17 protein-coding genes and 1 tRNA gene are annotated in these 19,053 nt (G+C 72.4%); 14 read left to right on the top strand and 4 right to left on the bottom strand.

Annotation, left to right across the window (positions count from 1 at the left end):
* Positions 1-120: 120 nt before the first annotated feature.
* Positions 121-933: a trypsin-like serine peptidase gene (locus KSNIM_RS14690; RefSeq protein ID WP_263103664.1), complete on the top strand. Its 813-nt coding sequence runs from the start codon at positions 121-123 to the stop codon at positions 931-933.
* On the opposite strand, the gene KSNIM_RS14685 is transcribed toward KSNIM_RS14690, so the two are convergent.
* On the bottom strand, positions 909-1,517 hold the full coding sequence (locus tag KSNIM_RS14685; protein WP_263103663.1) for an ATP-binding protein: 609 nt from the start codon (positions 1,515-1,517) through the stop codon (positions 909-911). The two genes, KSNIM_RS14690 and KSNIM_RS14685, sit on opposite strands and share 25 nt — an antisense overlap.
* A gap of 128 nt (positions 1,518-1,645) precedes the next feature.
* Here KSNIM_RS14685 and KSNIM_RS14680 point away from each other — a divergent pair, with 128 nt between their 5' ends.
* Both KSNIM_RS14680 and KSNIM_RS14675 read left to right on the top strand, forming a co-directional pair.
* On the top strand, positions 1,646-2,431 hold the full coding sequence (locus KSNIM_RS14680; RefSeq protein ID WP_263103662.1) for a GntR family transcriptional regulator: 786 nt from the start codon (positions 1,646-1,648) through the stop codon (positions 2,429-2,431).
* 110 nt (positions 2,432-2,541) lie between these two features.
* Positions 2,542-3,711, top strand: a complete 1,170-nt coding sequence (locus KSNIM_RS14675) for a low temperature requirement protein A (protein ID WP_263103661.1) — start codon at positions 2,542-2,544, stop codon at positions 3,709-3,711.
* Between the two features lie 10 nt (positions 3,712-3,721).
* On the opposite strand, the gene KSNIM_RS14670 is transcribed toward KSNIM_RS14675, so the two are convergent.
* On the bottom strand, positions 3,722-4,033 hold the full coding sequence (locus KSNIM_RS14670) for a hypothetical protein (RefSeq protein ID WP_263103660.1): 312 nt from the start codon (positions 4,031-4,033) through the stop codon (positions 3,722-3,724).
* 47 nt (positions 4,034-4,080) lie between these two features.
* Positions 4,081-4,620, bottom strand: a complete 540-nt coding sequence (locus KSNIM_RS14665; protein ID WP_263103659.1) for an SRPBCC family protein — start codon at positions 4,618-4,620, stop codon at positions 4,081-4,083.
* 1,650 nt (positions 4,621-6,270) lie between these two features.
* Between KSNIM_RS14665 and KSNIM_RS14660 the strand changes: the two genes are divergently transcribed.
* From KSNIM_RS14660 to KSNIM_RS14645, 4 genes are all read left to right on the top strand, one after another.
* A complete protein-coding gene (locus tag KSNIM_RS14660) occupies positions 6,271-7,038 on the top strand; it encodes a GntR family transcriptional regulator (RefSeq protein ID WP_263103658.1) in 768 nt (255 codons plus the stop codon).
* 372 nt (positions 7,039-7,410) lie between these two features.
* A complete protein-coding gene (gene repSA / locus KSNIM_RS14655) occupies positions 7,411-8,838 on the top strand; it encodes a replication initiator protein RepSA (RefSeq protein WP_411543712.1) in 1,428 nt (475 codons plus the stop codon).
* Positions 8,823-9,041 carry an excisionase family DNA-binding protein gene (locus tag KSNIM_RS14650; RefSeq protein ID WP_263103657.1) on the top strand — a complete coding sequence of 73 codons (219 nt, stop codon included), beginning with the start codon at positions 8,823-8,825 and terminating at the stop codon, positions 9,039-9,041. The genes repSA and KSNIM_RS14650 overlap by 16 nt, the downstream gene beginning before the upstream one ends.
* Positions 9,041-10,243: a tyrosine-type recombinase/integrase gene (locus KSNIM_RS14645; protein ID WP_263103656.1), complete on the top strand. Its 1,203-nt coding sequence runs from the start codon at positions 9,041-9,043 to the stop codon at positions 10,241-10,243. Before KSNIM_RS14650 ends, KSNIM_RS14645 begins: the two co-directional genes overlap by 1 nt.
* A gap of 92 nt (positions 10,244-10,335) precedes the next feature.
* On the opposite strand, the gene KSNIM_RS14640 is transcribed toward KSNIM_RS14645, so the two are convergent.
* Positions 10,336-10,407, bottom strand: a tRNA-Arg gene (locus KSNIM_RS14640).
* Between the two features lie 153 nt (positions 10,408-10,560).
* Here KSNIM_RS14640 and KSNIM_RS14635 point away from each other — a divergent pair.
* From KSNIM_RS14635 to KSNIM_RS14605, 7 genes are all read left to right on the top strand, one after another.
* Entirely contained in the window at positions 10,561-11,043 is a 483-nt protein-coding gene (locus KSNIM_RS14635; protein WP_263103655.1) for a response regulator, read from the top strand.
* 82 nt (positions 11,044-11,125) lie between these two features.
* Positions 11,126-12,787 (top strand): arginine--tRNA ligase, encoded by a 1,662-nt coding sequence (gene argS / locus KSNIM_RS14630; protein WP_263103654.1) that lies wholly within the window; start codon positions 11,126-11,128, stop codon positions 12,785-12,787.
* An 89-nt stretch (positions 12,788-12,876) separates the two neighbouring features.
* A complete protein-coding gene (gene lysA, locus KSNIM_RS14625; protein ID WP_263103653.1) occupies positions 12,877-14,271 on the top strand; it encodes a diaminopimelate decarboxylase in 1,395 nt (464 codons plus the stop codon).
* A gap of 129 nt (positions 14,272-14,400) precedes the next feature.
* Positions 14,401-15,693: a homoserine dehydrogenase gene (locus tag KSNIM_RS14620; protein WP_263103652.1), complete on the top strand. Its 1,293-nt coding sequence runs from the start codon at positions 14,401-14,403 to the stop codon at positions 15,691-15,693.
* A 5-nt stretch (positions 15,694-15,698) separates the two neighbouring features.
* Positions 15,699-16,799 carry a threonine synthase gene (gene thrC, locus KSNIM_RS14615; protein WP_411543711.1) on the top strand — a complete coding sequence of 367 codons (1,101 nt, stop codon included), beginning with the start codon at positions 15,699-15,701 and terminating at the stop codon, positions 16,797-16,799.
* 327 nt (positions 16,800-17,126) lie between these two features.
* The gene (gene thrB / locus KSNIM_RS14610; RefSeq protein ID WP_263103651.1) at positions 17,127-18,044 is read left to right on the top strand and encodes a homoserine kinase; all 918 of its coding nucleotides are present in this window, start codon (positions 17,127-17,129) and stop codon (positions 18,042-18,044) included.
* Positions 18,045-18,601: 557 nt separating this feature from the next.
* Positions 18,602-19,053 (top strand): Rho termination factor N-terminal domain-containing protein (locus KSNIM_RS14605; RefSeq protein WP_263107959.1); only part of this gene is annotated, 452 nt, incomplete at its 3' end.

The following is a 19,053-nucleotide window of genomic DNA, read 5'->3' as shown; positions in this document are numbered from 1 at the left end:
TCCGGGGCCGGGGCGGGATCGTGTACGGATCTCTCACCGCTTTCCCACCTTCGGATCACCCGGTTCACAGCCCGGCGGCCCAGAGTGGAGCCGACACCCCCGGCCAGGAGGAGTTCGCCGATGAGCAGCCCCCGCACGTCCCGCCCCCGGCTCCGGCCGCTGCTCGGCACCCCGGCAGCGGCCCTCGCCACGGTGGGACTGCTCGCCGCCGCCCACGTGCTCGGCAGCTCGCCCGCCACCGCCTCGCCCGCCGCCACCGCCGCCCTCGACGCCGTACCGGCCCTCGGCACCACCGCCACCGCCCCCGCCGACGCGTCGGCCGCCCGGGTCGGCGCCCTGTTCAGCGGCACCGTCGCGGCCGGCCACCACTTCTGCTCCGCCAGCGTGCTGCAGAGCCCCACCCGCGACCTCGTGCTCACCGCCGCCCACTGCGTCGGCAGCACCGACGGCCTGAGCTTCGTCCCCGGCTACCGCGTCGGCAGCGCCCCGTACGGCACCTGGAGGGTCACCGCGATCTACGCCCCCGACGCCTGGACGAACGACCGGGACGAGGACGCCGACTACGCCATCCTCCGGGTCGCCCCGGCCTCGGACGGCCACCGGATCGAGGACGTCGTCGGCGGCAACGCCCTCGGGCTGGACGACAGTTTCACCTCGCAGGTCCGCCTCTACGGCTACCCGGCCCGCGCCGAGGCCCCGCTGCTGTGCACCGACACCACCACCCGGGCGTCCGTCACCCAGCGCCGCATCGACTGCCCCGGCTACCCCGGCGGCACCAGCGGCGGGCCGTGGATCAGCACCCGCACCGGCGAGGTCATCGGCGTCATCGGCGGCTACCAGGAGGGCGGCGACACCGACGACACCTCCTACAGCTCGTACTTCGACCACACCATGACCACCCTCTACCGTCAGGCCGTCACCGCGGCGCCCTGACGGCCCGGCAGCGCCGTGCCGCACAGCCGGCAGCGCGGCGCCGGGCCGGGCGTCGACGCGGCGACCGCGGTGACCGGGACGGCCAGGACACCGGCGGCCCGCGGGCCGCTCCCCGCCGCAGGCCCGGGCGCTCCGGTGACGGCCCCTTCGGTGGGCGTCGCGGGGCCTTCGGGTCCGGTCTCCTGCGCTGCGCGGCCGTCCCCCGGGGCGGGCGCAAGCTCGGCCCAGACGGTGCGCCGCCCGCCGGCCTCGCCGACGGCCCCCCAGTGCTCCGCCAGGGCGTCGACGATCCGCAGGCCCCGTCCGAAGTCGCCCGCGTCGACCGGCGGCCGGTGCGCCGGGCGGCCCTCCGCCGTGCCCTCGTCGGTGACGGAGACCCGCACGACCCCGTGCCGGCGGCGGACCTCCACCCACAGGACGCCGCCGGTGCCGGACCGGCTGTGCATCACGGCGTTGGTCACCAGCTCGGAGACGATCAGCACCGCGTCCTCGGCCCGCGCCGAGGGTTCGAGCGCGTCGCGGACCATCCGCCGCGCCGCTCGCACGGACTCGGGCACACCGGGGAACCGGGCGATCCACATCATGCTGCTGCACCCCTCCGACGGACACTCCGCAGTCGGTCGACCACGCATGGTCAACCTCGAATGCGAGCTTGAAAGCTCGGGTACGGCGTTGTCAAGCTGAGCCGACATTCCGTGAGACGGGGGTTGACGTGGGCGAGTTGGGGCGACCGGCCTATCTGCGACTGGCCGACGTGCTGCGCTCGCGGATCCTCTCCGGCGAGCACCCGCCGGGCACGCGGATGCCCAGCATCGCCGACCTCTGCCGCCGGCACGGGCTCTCCGAGCAGCCCGTCCGGCAGGCGCTGCGGGTGCTCAACGCCGAGGGCCTGACCGAGGGCCGCCCGGGCTCCGGCACCTACGTCCGGTGCCGTCCGGCGCCGGCCCGGATCCCGCGCGGACGCTACGACGCGGCCGGCAGCCCCTTCGCCGGCGCGTCCCGGGACCCCGGCCCCGGCGGCGTCCCGCACTGGACGCACGACTCCCAGAAGACCTGGGCCACCGGCGCGCTCGCGCTGCGGCTGGGGATCGCCGAGGGCGACCCGATCATGCAGACCCAGTACGTCTTCCTCGCCGCCGACCGGCCCGCCCAGCTGTCCACCAGCTGGGAGCCGCTCGCCCTGACCGGCGGCACCGTGGCGGCCCGGCCCGAGTACGGCCCGCTCGCCGGGCTCGGCGTGGTCGAGCGGATGGCCGGCATCGGACTGACCGTCACCCGGGTCACCGAGGACGTCACCGCCCGCCCGGTGCTGGAGGCCGAGTCCGGCCCGCTGGGCGTGGCCCTGGGCTCCACCGTGCTCTCCATCGAGCGCACCCACTGGGCCGGCGGCCTCCCCGTGGAGACCGCCGACATCGTCCTCGCCGCCGAGCGCAGCCGGCTGGTCTACGAGATCGGCGTCCCCACCGAGATCACCCCGGAGAGTGACGTCCTCCGCTGATCCGGAGGCATTCGCCCCGGCACCGTGCGCGCCGGGGGCGCATTCCCGCTTGCGTGCGCCGCTTGCCCCGTACACTCCCGGCACCGGGACAACGGGAGGTGCCGAACACCGTGACCGCCGCCGACAGCGCGCCGACCGGAGCCGAGCCCGAGGAGCGCCGGGCGGACTGGTTCGAGCTCTTCTTCGACCTGGTCTTCGTCGTGACCGTGGCCATCCTCGCCCGCGGCCTGCACGGCGACCCGGGCGGCGCCGAGTTCGGCAGGTTCCTGGTGCTCTTCTTCCCGGCCTGGTGGGCCTGGGTCAACCTGATGGCCACCGTCAACGTCTCCGGCCGGGACATCGACCGCTCGCTCAGCCAGCCCATGCTGATCGCCGCCATGCCCGGCCTCGGCGTGATGGCCGCCGCAGCCCCCGAGGGCCTCGGCGGGCACGCCTGGCTCTACGCCCTCGGCGCCGCCTGGGTGCGGGTGGTCTGCTTCCTGGTGTGGCTGCGGCCCGCCCTGCGCCGGGAGACCGCACTGCCGCTCTGGCGCCCGGTGGCCTACTGCCTCGTCCCGGCCGCGCTGTGGGCGGTGTCCGCCCTCCTCCCGGACGGATGGCGGTTCGCCCTCTGGGGGATCGCCATCGCCCTGGAGGCCGTCCTGCTGGCGATCCGCAGCGAGTACGGCACCGCGCTGTACGCCCAGCTGTCCGTCGAGCACCTGGTCGAGCGGATCACGCTGTTCGTGGTGATCGTCCTCGGCGAGAGCGTCTTCACCGTCGTCGCGACCTTCGCCGACCACCTCACCGCCGCCTCCGGCGCCGCCGCCCTCGCGGCCTTCCTGCTGGTCGCCGAACTCGCGGCGGTCTTCTTCGTCTGGGGCACCACGGTCGCCGCCCGCGGCCTGGGCCGCGCCCAGGCCGGCCGGGCCCACCGGATCATCCGCGACACCGTGATGTACCTGCCGTACTTCCTGGTCGCCGCGATCACCCTGCTCGCCGCGGCCCTCGGCACGGCCGTCGCCGAACCCACCCACCACCTGCCGTCCGGTGCGGACTGGGCGCTCTGCGGCGGCGTGCTCGGCTTCTACACCGCCAACGCGGCGATCGCCCTGCGCTACGGCGAGCCGACCCGCTCGGTCCTCGCCTGGTACGGCCCCTGCCTCGTCCTGACGGCCGTCCTGCTCGTCCCCGGCGCCCTGCTGCTGCCCGCCTGGGCGGCCGTCCTGTGCGGGGCGGTCGAGGTCCTCGCCCTCACCCTGCTCGTCAAACACCGCACCCACCGGATCCGCCTGGCCTGACCGGACGTCGTCACTCGTACCCGGTGGCGGAGTCCAGCACCCGGGCGAAGAACGCCCAGTCGCCGTCGGCGGGCACCTCCCGGCCGGCGTTCGGGTACCAGCCGGGGGAGCCGCGGACGCACGCGGCGAGCGCCTCCAGGAAGTCGCCGAGCGTGGCGTTCTCCCACTCCTCGCCGCGCTCGCGGTGGTCGGCCAGCAGCCCGTCGATGTGCGCCGCGAGGTCCTCCCGGGTCCGTACCCCGTCCCACGGCAGCGCCCGGCCGCCGGCCCCCTCCTCGACCTCCACGCCCGCCCCCGCTCCCTCGATGTCCCGCGCGCCCACCTGCTCCCGATACGCGCCTCGGTGCCCGGACGGTACCCGTCCGACGACTACGGCCGCTCGCCGCCGTCCTCGGCGAGCGCCTTGACGCCCGCGAGGGTGGCCTCGATGCCGGTGCGCAGCTCGTCGAGCCGGCCGGCCACCAGCTGCTCCTCCCGCTCCGGCATGCGGTCGATCCACAGGCTGATGCCGGAGCGGCCGGGCCCGATCAGCACGGACTGCCGCACCCGCGTGCCGGCCCCCTCGGGCGCCAGCTCGAACCGCCAGGTGGCCATCCGGTCCGTGAGGTCGTCCGCGGCGTCGCCGTACCGGCCGTCCGCGTCCAGGACGGCCCAGCCGAAGAGCCGCTCGACGTCGAACTCGACGATCTGCGAGACCGTCCGCCAGTCGCCGGCCAGGGGGTGCCGGTTGAAACCGGCGAAGCGCGCACCCACTGCGGGGGCGTCGGCTCCGCCCAGCCACTCGACCCGCTGCAGCTCGGGGCTGAGCCTGGCCGGCAGCCCGATGTCGGTCACCAGCTCCCACACCCGCGAGGGGGCCGCCCCGACCCGGACCTCGCCCTGCGCCGCGGGCCCGTCCGCGTACCGCATGCCGCCTCCCCCGCCGTCCGGAGCACCTTGTGCGGCCCAGTCTGCCCCAGCGCCTGACGGACACTCAGGCCCGGGGGCCGGCAGGCGGCCCGGAAGTCCGGCGTGCGGGCCCGGAGAACGACGAAGGCCCAGGTCCACTGGACCCGGGCCTTGCGCGGCACTTGCTGTGAAGTGCCCCCGGTAGGATTCGAACCTACGCACCCGCCTCCGGAGGGCGGGAGGTAGACCCTCCGCGTGACCTGCGTGCATAGCACTCTGGCCCAGGCCGGCGAACTGACCCCTGGTGACTCCAACTAGCCGTGGCGTACCGCTTGATCTGGCACGCCTCTGGCACGGCTTGTCAGCTACTCAGGAGCGACTGGCTCAGCTGGGACGCTGTGCTTTCACAAGGATGCCTAGGCCGCAGAGGCCCAGGCAGAGGCCTGCGGTTGTTCCAACCGTCCATGCAAGAGCGTGCCACTGCGAGCTGATCATCCCGGTTGTGATGCCCAGGCCCAGTGTGATCTGACCAGTTCCCCACAACCGTGGCGACGGAACGTGGCCCCTCAACCAGGGAAGCAGCCAGCCACAGGAGACCGCTGCTGTGCCTGGCACCAGCGTGACAGCCCAGGCGGCCACAAGGCCTGCCCATTGAAAGGCGCCCATGCAGAACACATCCCCTGACACGTGAGCTGCGGCTTCATGCCGCGCCGCATGGATCTTGCCACCTCATCGGTGAGACGGGAAGACAGTTGCCAGGGTGGCGGAGTGGTTTTGGCCGGTGTCCTGTCTGGTCTGGGGTCGAGCATGATCGGGGGGCCGTAAGCTGTTGCGACTCGGTCAGGGCTCTTTGGGCCTGACCGCAATGTGGCCGAGTGGCCCCCCGTTCTTGCTCGACGCGGGTCCCAGTCCGGGCAGGTGGGTAAAACCGCGGAGCCGCCCGCCCCGGCCCCGACGGGCCTGGTTCTGAGCCCTGCCTTCTGCGCCGTCCTCCGCCCGTGTGGGGGTGGAAGTTGGACCTGTCCGTCTTTGCCCCGGCCTTAGCTCTTCGCCCCTTGTGGGCGCGGCCGACGACGGCGAAGCCCCAGCCGGGGCGAAGACAGGAGGCGGGGCGCGCGCCGGAGGACGGCCGGCGCCGCCGCGCCGCAGGCGCGGCACCCCGAACATTGTGAGGCTACGTCCAGTAGTTCCAGGAGGCCGGGAATCTCGCCGGTGATCTCCGATCCCGCCGTGATGTGCCTTCCCCGTGGGCTCCGCCCGCCCCGCCCGCCGAGCGGAGCGAGGCGCCTTGATGAAGTAGCGAAACTCGTAACAGCCAACTCCCTTCCCTCCTCCCCGACGGGCCAGTGGCAGGGCTACGCTCGGCGGATGTTGTTCCTTCGCTGCACGAGCCCGGATCACCAGGGACCCCGGGCTCAGTACTCGGTTGTCGACATGACCGGTGAGGCTGAGCGCCCTCTGCTGGACGGCGCCTGTCCCATGTGTCCGGCCCAGAAGATCGCGAGTGACCCGGACAGGCTGCCGGTCTGTCCGTGCTGCGGTTCCACCTGGGCGGCCTCGGGTAGCGAAACGACCTGCCTGCCTGGCGCCGCGACCGAGTACATGAGCTAGCTGGTCAGCCAGGCTCTGCATCGCTACTCTTGTAGAAGAGCGCGCAGGAGGAGCGGAGCCATGGAGATCGATCCGAACAGCGACCGACCAGTCTTCAAGCAGATCGCGGACCACTTCCGGGATCTCATTGACCGGGGAGAGCTTGCCCCTGGCGCCGCGCTGCCCAGTGAGGCACAGCTGTCCAGGACCTTCGGTGTAGCGGGTGGGACTGCCCGGCGAGCCCTGGAGGTGCTTCGGAGCGAAGGGCTCGTGGTCACCGAGCATGGACGCGGCACCCGGGTCCGTGAGCGCGGGCCCATGCTGCGGCTCGCCTCGCAGCGGCTGACCCGGGCGAACCGCGCGGCCGGCCTCGGCGGCTTCGCTGCCGACATGCGCTCACTGGGCCTGGACTACAAGCAAGAGATGCTCCACCTGGGCGAGGTTCCTGCGCCGCGCCGCATCGCCGAGCGGCTCAACATCGAAGAGGGCAGCCCGGTTTTCGTCCGCCGCCGGCGGATGTGGGGTGGGGGCGAGCCCATGCAGCTGGCCGACAGCTACTACCCGCTCGACCTGATCGAGGGCACACCGATCACCGAGGAGAACGCGGGCCCCGGAGGCAGCTACGCCCGGCTTGAGGAGCGGGGGCACCGGCTTGCATCCTTCCGCGAGGAACTGCAAGCGCGCATGCCTTCGGAGGACGAGAAGAAGGCCCTCCGGCTCCTGCCGGGCGTCCCCGTCGTCGCGCTGGTGCGCACGGCCATCGACACCGGAGGTCGCGCCGTGGAGGTCTTCGACTCCGTGATGTCGGCCGACAAGCACCTCTTCCAGTACGACTTCGCCGCCGACTGACGATTCGTCATGATCCAAGCCCCTGCCTGGCGGCGGGGGCTTGTTTGATGGCCGGCAACTCCTATATAACAGTAGAGGAGTACCTGAGTGAAGGTCCTACTCGCTGGAGGCTGCCATGCCCGCCGCTGCTTCTCCCGCCCCGGTCATCCCGCTCCGTCCCGCCCGCACGCTGCCGATTCGGCTCGTGCGCGGCGGTCGGGAGTGCCCGGTCTGCGCCGAGGTCCGTTGCGTTGCCCCGAGTGACTGCGCTGCTGAGTTCACGGCCCGCACGTGGATCAAGTGCCCCGACTGCAATGGGTCCGGGTGGGACTCCACCGGTGCTGGCATCTGGTGCCCGACCTGCGTGGGCTCCACGGTTCTGGAAGCGGCCCAGTGAACGCGCGGGGCTTACCCGGGGAGCGGGACCTGCTTGCGGTTGCGGACCTGGCCCGCCTCGCCACCCGCGGGGACCTGCCCCAGCTTCAGGACCAGATCCGCCGGACCGGTGGCTGCGCGAACCCGATCCACCTGCAGGGCTTCCGCACCCTCACCCACGCCCCGACCGGCGCGGTCTGGCACCGGTACTCGACCCAGCACGAACCCGGCCACCGCCTCAAGGTCGCCTGCGGGAACCGGCGGGCCTCCCGCTGCCCGTCCTGCGCCCGCACCTACTCCGCCGACACCTTCCACCTGATCCGCGCCGGCCTCGCCGGAGACCAGGACAAGGGCGTGCCGGTGGCCGTGCGGTCACACCCGCGGGTGTTCGCCACCCTCACCGCGCCGTCCTTCGGCCCGGTCCACAACCGGCCCGAGCGGGGCGTCTGCCGCTGCGGCACCGCCCACCCCGACGGCTCGCCCGCCCTCGGCACCCCGCTCGATGCGGACCGGTACGACTACGCGCACGCGGTGCTGTGGAACAACCACGCCCCGGACCTGTGGCGGCGCTTCACCATCTACCTGTTCCGGGCCATGGCGAAGATGGCCGGCCTCTACCAGTACGAGTTCAAGGAGCAGGCGAAGCTGTCCTTCGGGAAGGTCGCCGAGTTCCAGCGCCGCGGGGCGGTGCACTTCCACGCCGTGATCCGGATCGACGGACCCACCGGACCCGACTCACCGCCTCCGGCCTGGGCGACCGTGGCCCTGCTGGACGCCGCGATTCGTGCCGCCGCCGACCGCGCCGCCGTGCCCGTAGCGTCCGCCGGGGAGGACCCGGCCCGCATCCTGCGCTGGGGTGAGCAGGTGGACGTCCGCCCGATCGGCGCCTTCGGCTCCGGCGAGATCTCCGAACAAGCCGTCGCCTCCTACGTCGCCAAGTACGCCACCAAGTCCGCGGAGACGACCGAGACCGTCGACCGGCGCATCCTGGAGCGCCACGAACTCGACCGACACCAGCTGCCCACCCACACCCGGCGCCTCATCGAGACCTGCTGGGACCTGGACGGCCTGTACCCGGACCGGCTGCTGGCGCACTGGTCGCACATGCTCGGCTTCCGCGGCCACTTCTCCAGCAAGAGCCCGACCTACTCGACCACCCTCGGTGCCCTCCGCCAGGTCCGCGCCGACTACCGCGCCGCCGAAGCACACCGGGGCCTGCGCGAGCGGCTCCTCGCGGCCGGCCTGCCCGACCTCGACGACCTGGCCGACGCCGAGACCTTCGTCCTCGCGCACTGGAGCTTCGCCGGAGCAGGCAACTCGCCCGGCGAATCGATGCTCGCCGCGTCCATCGCCCGCGAGCTGCACGAACGCCGCACCACCGACCGCCAGGAACTCATGACCCAACTCGCCAATGAGGAGGACAACAGCACATGGACCGCCTGCTGACCGTGGAGGAGGTTGCCAAGCTGCTCGGCACCTGGGAGACCAGCAAGGAGCGCTTCCCGCGACGCCTGATCGCCGAACGCCGGATTGCCTTCGTGAAGGTCGGACGCCACGTCCGCATCAAGGAGAGCGTCCTCACCGACTTCATCGAGTCGAACACCGTCCGGGCCATCGCCCGGCCGCGCCGCCTGCGGGTGGTGGCCTGATGGCGAACACGAAGGGCAACCGTCGGCGCTTCGGCTCGGTCCGCCAGCTCCCCTCCGGCCGTTGGCAGGCCCGCTACCGGCACCCGGTGACCGGCCAGCTCCGCTCGGCCGAGCAGACCTACCCGACCAAGACGGACGCCGAGCTGGCCCTGACGCTGCTCGAAGCCGACATGGCGCGGGGCCAGCTCAAAGACCCGGACGCGGGGCAGGTGAACTTCGGCGACTACGCGGACACCTGGCTCCGGGAGCGGGGTCTCGCCGATCGGACGCTGGAGAGGTACGAGGGCGTCCTCCGCCTCTACATCAAGCCGACCTTCGGGGCCGGGACGGTCGCAGCCATCACGACGGCCGGTGTCCGGTCGTGGCGCTCCGCGATGCTCGAAGCCGAGGTCGGCGCCGCGACTGTCGCGAAGTCGTACCGGGTGCTGCGGGCCATCCTGAACACGGCCGCGGACGAGGACGGCCTGATCGAGCGGAATCCGTTTCGGATCAAGGGGGCAGACAAGGAGGTCTCCGCCGAGCGTCCGGTGCTCACCATCGCGGAGGTCTACGCGATCGCCGACTCGATCGAGCCGCGCTACCGGGCACTGGTGCTGATGGCGGCCTTCTCCACGCTCCGGTTCGGGGAGTTCGCCGCGCTCCGCCGGCGGGACGTGGACCTGGACAAGGGGATCGTCCGGGTGCGGCGGGCTCAGGCCGAACTCCAGACCGGCCAGCTCAAGGTCAAGCGGCCCAAGAGCGATGCGGGCGTGCGGCCGGTGGCCTTCCCCTCCTCGATCGTGGCCGAGCTGGCCGAGCACCTGCGCTGGTTCGGCGAGGACGGGGCCGCCGGGCGGGTCTTCGTCGGGCCTCGGGGAGGCCTGTTGCGGCGGAGCAATTTCCACAGCGTGTGGACAACTGCGCTGGCCGACTCCGAGGTGGACTGGAGCCGGGCCCTCGGTGAGACCGAGGCGGACAGCATCCGCTTCCACGATCTTCGCCACACCGGCAACAACCTGGCGGCCGACACCGGGGCGAGCACCCGGGAGCTGATGCACCGCATGGGGCACTCGACCATGGACGCGGCGCTGCGCTACCAGCACATGCGGGGCGAGCGGGATCTCCTGATCGCCCGCGGGATGGACTCCGCGATCAAGAAGGCCCGGGGGAGGGGCCGCCGGCGGGTTCCTGAGCCGAGGGAGCCGGACGCATCTGGCACGTGAGTGGCACGGGCGGATCCTGCCCCGGAAACGACGAAGGCCCGGCCTGGCGGTGTGATCCGCTGGGCTGGGCCTTTGCTGCACTTGCTGTGAAGTGCCCCCGGTAGGATTCGAACCTACGCACCCGCCTCCGGAGGGCGGTGCTCTATCCCCTGAGCTACGGGGGCCTTTCGGCCGTCGCTTGCTGCGACGTGGAGAACACTACCAGGCCCGCCGGGTGATCCGTGCACGGGTTTCGCGGGGCGGCGCGGCCGTTCGCCGGGGGGTGGAAGTCGGGAAAGGCCGGACGCGGGGGTGGGCGCGCGGCTACCCTCGGTGATGTGCCGGGAACGTCCGGGCGGGTCCTCGTGGTGGACGACAGCGAGGTGATCCGCCAGCTGATCAGAGTGAACCTCGAGCTCGAAGGCTTCGAGGTGGTCACCGCCGCCGACGGCGCCGAATGCCTGGAGGTCGTCCGCCGGGTGCGCCCCGACGTGGTGACCCTCGACGTGGTGATGCCGCGGCTCGACGGTCTGAAGACCGCCGCCCGGCTGCGGGCCTCCGCGGAGACCAGGGCCCTGCCGATCGCGATCGTCAGCGCCTGCACCCCGGCCGACCTCGACCGGGGCGAGTCCGTCGGTGTGGACGGCTACCTCGCGAAGCCCTTCGACCCCGCGGACCTGGTCGCGCTGGTGCGCCGGCTGCTGCAGCAGGACCCGGAGGCCGGGCCGGGCGGCGAGCGCCCGGCCGGCTACGCCTTCGGCGGCGGCGAGCGCTCCGAGCACGCCACCGCATTCCGCTCTCGGCGAACAGATCGCCCTTGACGGTCCCGCTCCCTGGTGCAACTCGTCTCAACGGGTAAACCGGGTGGCGGACGGACACCCCGTCTCGCCTACGCTTGGCGTCGTGACACCCGCAGAGCTTTCCCAGGCAGTCCAGGCCGCAGTGAGCGCCGCCGTCGAGGCGGGCGAGCTGGCCGTCGCCGTGCCCGAGCACGTGACGGTCGAGCGGCCCAAGAACAGGGACCACGGCGACTACGCCACCAACGTGGCCCTCCAGCTCGCGAAGCCGGCAGGCATGCCGCCGCGAGCCGTCGCGGAACTGCTGGCCGCCCGCCTGCGAGAGACCACCGGCGTCGCGAAGGTCGACATCGCCGGTCCGGGCTTCCTGAACATCACCCTCGACGCCGCCGCCCAGGGCCTGCTGGCCCGCACGGTGGTCGAGGCCGGCCAGGCGTACGGCCGGAACGAGGCCCTCAAGGGCCTGAAGATCAACCTGGAGTTCGTGTCGGCCAACCCGACCGGCCCGATCCACATCGGCGGCGTCCGCTGGGCGGCCGTCGGCGACTCGCTGGCCCGCGTCCTGCGCGCCACCGGCGCCGACGTCACCACCGAGTACTACCTCAACGACGCCGGCGTGCAGATCACCAAGTTCGCCCGGTCGCTGCAGGCCGTCGCCAACGGGAAGCCCGTCCCCGAGGACGGCTACGTCGGCGAGTACATCGGCGACATCGCCAAGGCGATCACCGACGGCGTGCCGGGCGTGCTCGACCTGCCCGAGGACGAGCAGCTCCAGGTCTTCCGCGCCGAGGGCCTCAAGCTGATGGTCGCCGAGATCAAGCGGTCGATGGAAGAGTTCGGGGTGCACTTCGACACCTGGTTCTCGGAGAAGTCGCTGCACGAGTCGGGCGCCGTCGAGCAGGCCATCGACCGGCTGCGCGAGCAGGGCCACGTCTTCGACCAGGACGGCGCCATCTGGCTGCGCACCACGGACTTCGGCGACGACAAGGACCGCGTCCTGATCAAGGCCGACGGCGAGACCACCTACTTCGCCGCCGACGCCGCCTACTACCTGAGCAAGCGGGACCGCGGCTCCGAGGTCTCCGTCTACATGCTCGGCGCCGACCACCACGGCTACGTCAACCGGCTCAAGGCCATCGCGGCCTGCGCCGGCGACGACATGGACCGCAACATCGAGGTCCGGATCGGCCAGTTCGTCAAGATGCTGCGCGACGGCCAGGAGGTGCGCCTCTCCAAGCGCGCCGGCAACATCATCACCATCGACGACGTCGTCGACTGGATCGGCGTGGACGCGGCGCGGTACATGCTGGCGCGTTCCTCGACCGACTCCACCATCACCATCGACATCGACCTGGTCACCAGCCAGTCGAACGAGAACCCGGTCTTCTACGTGCAGTACGCGCACACCCGGATGTGCGGCGTGGCGCGCAAGGCCGCCGAGCTCGGCGTCGACAAGGGCGCGGCCGAGGACTTCAAGCCGGAGCTGCTCGCCACCCAGTGGGAGAGCGACATGCTCGGCGCGCTGGGCGAGTTCCCGCGGGTCATCGCCACGGCCGGCGAGCTGCGCGAGCCCCACCGGGTCGCGCGCTACCTGGAGGACCTCGCGGGCAAATACCACCGCCTGTACGAGAACTGCATGTTCCTGCCGAAGGGCGACGAGGAGCTCACGGACACGCACCGTGCGCGCCTCTGGCTGGTCGAGGCGACGCGCACGGTGCTCGCCAACGGCCTGACGCTGCTCGGCGTCTCCGCCCCCGAGCGGATGTAAGCACGACCCCCATGCGCACGACGGGGGCGGCGGACGGTCGAAGGAGACCGTGCGCCGCCCCTCGCCATAAGCCAAGGAAGTAGCCACAGATGAGCCGCTCCGCCCACCCCGCAGGCCCCCGCCACGGCGACGTGCTGCCCGAGGGGCACTACCTCGCCCCGCCGAGCGACGTGAACGCGCTCGACCCGAAGGTGTGGTCGAGGACCGTCACCCGCAACGAGGACGGCGTCGTGACCGTCGGCGGCCTCGACGTGAAGGCGCTGGCGGCCGAGTTCGGCACCCCCGCCTACCTGATGGACGAGGCGGACTTCCGGGCCCGGGCCCGCGCCTGGCGGGACGCCTTCGGGGCGGACGCGGACGTCTACTACGCCGGCAAGGCCTTCCTCTCCAAGGCGGTCGTCCGCTGGCTGCACGAGGAGGGCCTCAACCTCGACGTCTGCAGCGGCGGCGAGCTGGCCGTGGCGCTGGCCGCCGGCATGCCGGGGGAGCGCCTGGCGCTGCACGGCAACAACAAGTCGGTGCACGAGCTGGAGCAGGCGGTGAAGGCCGGGGTCGGCCACGTCGTCGTCGACTCGTACGAGGAGATCGAGCGGCTGGCGGCGGTCGCCGAGCGGCAGGGCGTCCGCCAGAAGGTGCTGATCCGGATCACGGTCGGCGTCGAGGCGCACACCCACGAGTTCATCGCCACCGCGCACGAGGACCAGAAGTTCGGCCTGTCGCTGAACGGCGGCGCCGCGGCCGAGGCCGTCCGCCGGGTGCTCGCCCACCCGGCGGCCCTGGAGCTGCGCGGCATCCACTCGCACATCGGCTCGCAGATCTTCGACACCGCCGGCTTCGAGGTGGCGGCCCGCCGGGTGGTCGGCCTGCTGGCGCAGATCCGGGACGAGCACGGCATCGAGCTGCCCGAGATCGACCTGGGCGGCGGCCTCGGCATCGCCTACACCAGCGAGGACGACCCCCGGGAGCCCGCAGAGATCGCCGCCTCGCTGGCGGAGATCGTCCGCCGCGAGTGCTTCGCCGCGGACCTGGCCGCGCCGCGGCTGTCGGTGGAGCCGGGCCGTGCGATCGTCGGCCCGACCGCCTTCACCCTGTACGAGGTCGGCACGGTGAAGCCGCTGGACGGCCTGCGCACCTACGTCAGCGTGGACGGCGGCATGTCGGACAACATCCGCACCGCGCTGTACGACGCCGAGTACTCCGTCGCGCTGGTCTCCCGCACCAGCGATGCCGAACCGATGCTGGTCCGCGTGGTGGGCAAGCACTGCGAGTCCGGCGACATCGTGGTCCGCGACGCCTTCCTGCCGGCCGACCTGGCCGCCGGGGACCTGATCGCGGTGCCGGCCACCGGCGCGTACTGCCGGTCGATGGCCAGCAACTACAACCACGCCCTCAAGCCTCCCGTGGTCGCCGTCCAGAACGGTGCGGCGCGGGTGATCGTCAGGCGCGAGACGGAGGAGGATCTCCTGCGTCTGGATATCGGCTGACGAAATCCTTGTCTCAGATCATGGACCGGCCGTAGATCCGTGCGGAAAGTCCCGGAGACTGGTAGAGACCGAATACCGTCGGGCATCGGGAATTGCCCGGCGGAGACCGAGAATGCAGAGCGGAGTCGGATGATGCGTACGCGCCCGCTGAAGGTGGCGTTGCTGGGCTGTGGTGTGGTGGGCTCCGAGGTGGCGCGCATCATGACGACGACGGCCGACGACCTCGCCGCGCGGATCGGCGCGCCGGTCGAACTCGCCGGGATCGCCGTGCGCCGGGCCGGCCGCCCGCGCCCCGGGGTGCCCGAGCACCTGATCACCACCGACGCGCAGGCCCTGGTCAACCGCGGCGACATCGACGTGGTGGTCGAGGTGGTCGGCGGCATCGAGCCGTCCAAACAGCACATCCTGTCGGCCTTCGCCAACGGCGCCTCGGTGGTCTCCGCCAACAAGGCGCTGCTCGCCCAGGACGGCGCCGAGCTGCACGAGAAGGCCGCCGCGGCCGGTGTCGACCTGTACTACGAGGCTGCGGTGGCCGGTGCGATCCCGCTGATCCGCCCGCTGCGCGAGTCGCTGGCCGGCGACAAGGTCAACCGGGTGCTGGGCATCGTCAACGGCACCACCAACTTCATCCTCGACAAGATGGACACCACCGGCGCCGGGTACTCCGAGGCGCTGGAGGAGGCCACCGCGCTGGGTTACGCCGAGGCCGACCCGACCGCGGACGTCGAGGGCTTCGACGCCGCCGCCAAGGCCGCGATCCTGGCCGGCATCGCCTTCCACACCCGGGTGACCGCCGCCGAGGTGTACCGCGAGGGCATCACCGAGGTGACCGCCGCGGACATCGCCTCGGCCAAGCAGATGGGCTGCGTGGTCAAGCTGCTGGCGATCTGCGAGCGCGCCGCGGACGGCGAGTCGGTGACCGCCCGCGTCCACCCGGCGATGATCCCGCTGTCGCACCCGCTGGCCTCCGTCCGCGAGGCGTACAACGCGGTGTTCGTGGAGTCCGAGGCGGCCGGCCGGCTGATGTTCTACGGCCCGGGCGCCGGCGGTTCGCCGACCGCCTCCGCCGTCCTCGGCGACCTCGTCGCGGTCTGCCGCAACAAGCTGGCCGGCGCCACCGGCCCGGGCGACTCGGTGTACACCCGCCTGCCGGCCAAGCCGATGGACGAGGTCGTCACCCGCTACCACGTCAGCCTGGACGTCGACGACCGTGCGGGCGTGCTCGCCCAGGTCGCGTCCGTCTTCGCCGAGCACGGCGTCTCCATCGACACCGTGCGCCAGCAGGGCCGCGACGGCGACGCCTCGCTCGTCGTGGTCACCCACCGCGCCACCGACGCCGCGCTGTCGGCGACGGTCGACAAGCTCCGCGCGCTGGACAGCGTGCGCGACGTGGCCAGCATCATGCGGGTCGAAGGGGAGTAATCGACATGAACGCCATCGCCGAGAGCAGAGTGAGCGGCGCCCGCACCCACCAGTGGCGCGGCCTGATCGAGGAGTACCGCGACCGGCTGCCGGTCACCGAGGCGACGCCCGTGGTGACCCTGCTGGAGGGCGGCACGCCGCTCGTCCCCGCCCGGGTGCTCTCCGAGCGCACCGGCTGCGACGTGTACCTCAAGGTCGAGGGCGCCAACCCCACCGGGTCCTTCAAGGACCGCGGCATGACGATGGCCATCTCCAAGGCGAAGGAGGACGGCGCCCAGGCCGTCATCTGCGCCTCCACCGGCAACACCTCCGCCTCCGCCGCCGCCTACGCGGTGCGGGCCGGCATGGTGCCGGCGGTGCTCGTCCCGCAGGGCAAGATCGCCCTCGGCAAGATGGGCCAGGCCATCATCCACGGCGCGCAGATCCTGCAGGTGGACGGCAACTTCGACGACTGCCTCACGCTCGCCCGCGAGCTGTCCGAGAAGTACCCGGTGGCGCTGGTGAATTCGGTGAACCCGGTGCGCATCGAGGGCCAGAAGACCGCGGCCTTCGAGATCGTCGACATGCTCGGCGACGCCCCCGACATCCACGTCCTGCCGGTCGGCAACGCGGGCAACATCACCGCGTACTGGAAGGGCTACCGGGAGTACGCCGCGGACGGCCTGGCCACCCGCACCCCGCGCATGTGGGGCTTCCAGGCGGCCGGTTCGGCCCCGATCGTCGACGGCGCCCCCGTCCGCTCGCCGCAGACCATCGCCACCGCGATCCGGATCGGCAACCCGGCCTCGTGGGACTTCGCGATCGCCGCGCGCGACGAGTCCGGCGGCCTCATCGACAAGGTGACCGACCGTCAGATCCTGTCCGCCTACCGGCTGTTGGCCTCCAAGGAAGGCGTCTTCGTGGAGCCCTCCTCGGCCTCCGGCGTGGCCGGCCTGCTGGCCAAGGCCGAGGCCGGTCTGGTGGACCCGGGCCAGCGGATCGTCTGCACCGTGACCGGCAACGGCCTCAAGGACCCGGACTGGGCGGTGGCCGGCGCCCCGCAGCGCCCGGAGATCGTCCCGGTCGACGCCGAGTCCGCCGCGCGCCGCCTCGGACTGCTCGACTGACGGCGGCTCAGCCGCGCCGCGTGCCCCGGGCCGACCCTTTCGGGGGTCGGCCCGCGGCCGTCCGGCGATGACACGTACGTGTTGATTCCGCGCTGATTTCCCGGCTCATTTCCGCATCGTTTCCGGCCACAAACGGCAACACGGCGGATCGGTGCCGAGCAGGGTGTACCGCTGTGGAACCTGTCTTCGATAGGCTGGTTCCGTCGGGACGCGCATCGGCGCACACATTCCCGCACTGCCGGGTTCCTGGAGTCCAGGGCCCCGCTGCCGTACCACCGCTGGCCCCACCCCATCGGGCAGCCCTCACTCCCCAGGAGAGTCCACCGCATGGCCGGTCCTGCGTTCCGTGCCGCCGCCGTCCGGGTCCGGGTCCCCGCGACCAGCGCCAACCTCGGCCCCGGCTTCGACGCCTTCGGACTCGCCCTGGGTCTCTACGACGACATCGTCGTCCGCGTCGCCGACTCCGGTCTCTCGGTCGACATCGCCGGCGAGGGCAGCGACAGCCTGCCGCGCGACGAGCGCCACCTGGTCGTCCGCTCGATGCGGGCCGCCTTCGACCGCCTCGGCGGCCAGCCCCGCGGCCTGGAGGTGGTCTGCGCCAACCGCATACCGCACGGCCGCGGCCTCGGCTCGTCCTCCGCCGCCATCTGCGCCGGCATCGTCGCCGCCCGCGCCGTCACCATCGGCGGGGCGCACACGCTCGACGACGACGCCCTGCTCGCCCTCGCCTCCGACCTGGAGGGCCACCCCGACAACGTGGCCGCCTGCCTGCGCGGCAACTTCACCGTCGCCTGGACGGCCGAGGACGGCGCCCGCACCATCGTGCTCGACCCGTCCGACCAGGTCGTCCCGGTGGTCTTCGTCCCCGCCACCGAGGTGCTCACCGAGACCGCCCGCGGCCTGCTGCCCAAGACCGTCCCGCTGGCCGACGCCGCCGTCAACGCCGGCCGCGCCGCCCTGCTGGTCGAGGCGCTCACCCGCCGTCCCGAGCTGTTGCTCACGGCCACCGAGGACCGCCTCCACCAGGACTACCGGGCCTCCGCGATGCCCGACAGCGCCGCCCTTGTGGCCGCCCTGCGCGCGCACGACGTCCCGGCCGTGATCTCCGGCGCGGGCCCGACTGTGCTGGCGCTCACCGACGAGGCCTCGGCGGAGAAGGTGCTCGGCCTCGCCGGGCCCGAGTTCGCCGCCCACCGGCTGGAGTTGGACCGTGCCGGTGCGTGCGTCCTGCCGCTCGACGTCTGAGCCGAAACCGAACGCGGCCACACCCGCGGGAACGGAAACGATTGACAACAACAGGGCTGGGGAATGTGTCAGGGGGTCGGTAGTGTTAATCTCATTGCTGCACCAGACACCCTCCGGGGTTCGGTGCGCCACGTCCCGATCCCGCCCCTTCAGGTTGGCACCGTCCGCACCTGCAGGGTCCGGAAGGACGGGACCACGATTTTCCGGGAGCCCACCACAGCGCGTACGCAGCCTGCCTGCGCGACTGAGGCGCATCCCGAAGCCGTGACGGCACCTGACTCCCACCCGCGGCCTCCGCACTGAGGCACGGGCGGGCGGAGCCCGAGGTACCGCCACGCGACGGGGGCCCGGGAACCACAGGCAGCGAGGCCGGCACGAGACCGGCCCACCGCGCCACTTCGCACCACAGTGCACCGCACTTTCGCAGCGTCCACCCGATCGGCTGGTCCTTTCGGGGGGACGACCGCCTCGGACCAGCGTGATTCGGCGTTGGTCAGGACAGCACAACCGGTCGCCGAGCCAGACAGGCCGACGTCCGCTCCAGGGAAGGACCCTTAGTGAGCGACACCACCGATCTGATGGGCGCGCGCCCGGACGCAGAAGCGTCGGACGCAGCCGCCGCCCCCGCGGCCCCGGCCAGGCGCCGTCGCAGCGCCGCCGCAGGCCTCGACGGCCTGGTCCTCGCCGAGCTGCAGAAGCTCGCCACGGGCCTCGGTATCAGCGGTACCGGACGGATGCGCAAGAGCCAGCTCATCGAGGCCATCAAGGAGAAGAGCGGCGGCGACCCGCTGCTCGCCGGAGCCGCCGCGCCCGCTCCTGCCGCCAAGCGCACCGCCGCCAAGGCCGCCGCCCCCGCCGAGGAGGCGCCCGCCGCCGCCAAGGCCGCCGAGGAGAAGCCGGCCCGCCGCACCCGTGCTGCCGCCGCCGCTGCCGCCGCCCCCGCGGAGCAGCCGCAGGCCCAGATCGAGATCCCCGTCCAGGCCGCCGCCGAGGCCGCGCCGGCCCGTAC

It is taken from the genome of Kitasatospora sp. DSM 101779 (assembly GCF_025655475.1).
In the GTDB taxonomy this organism is placed as follows: domain Bacteria; phylum Actinomycetota; class Actinomycetes; order Streptomycetales; family Streptomycetaceae; genus Kitasatospora.
Note: the sequence above shows the minus strand (reverse complement) of the source record. Positions and strands in the feature narration are given on the sequence as shown.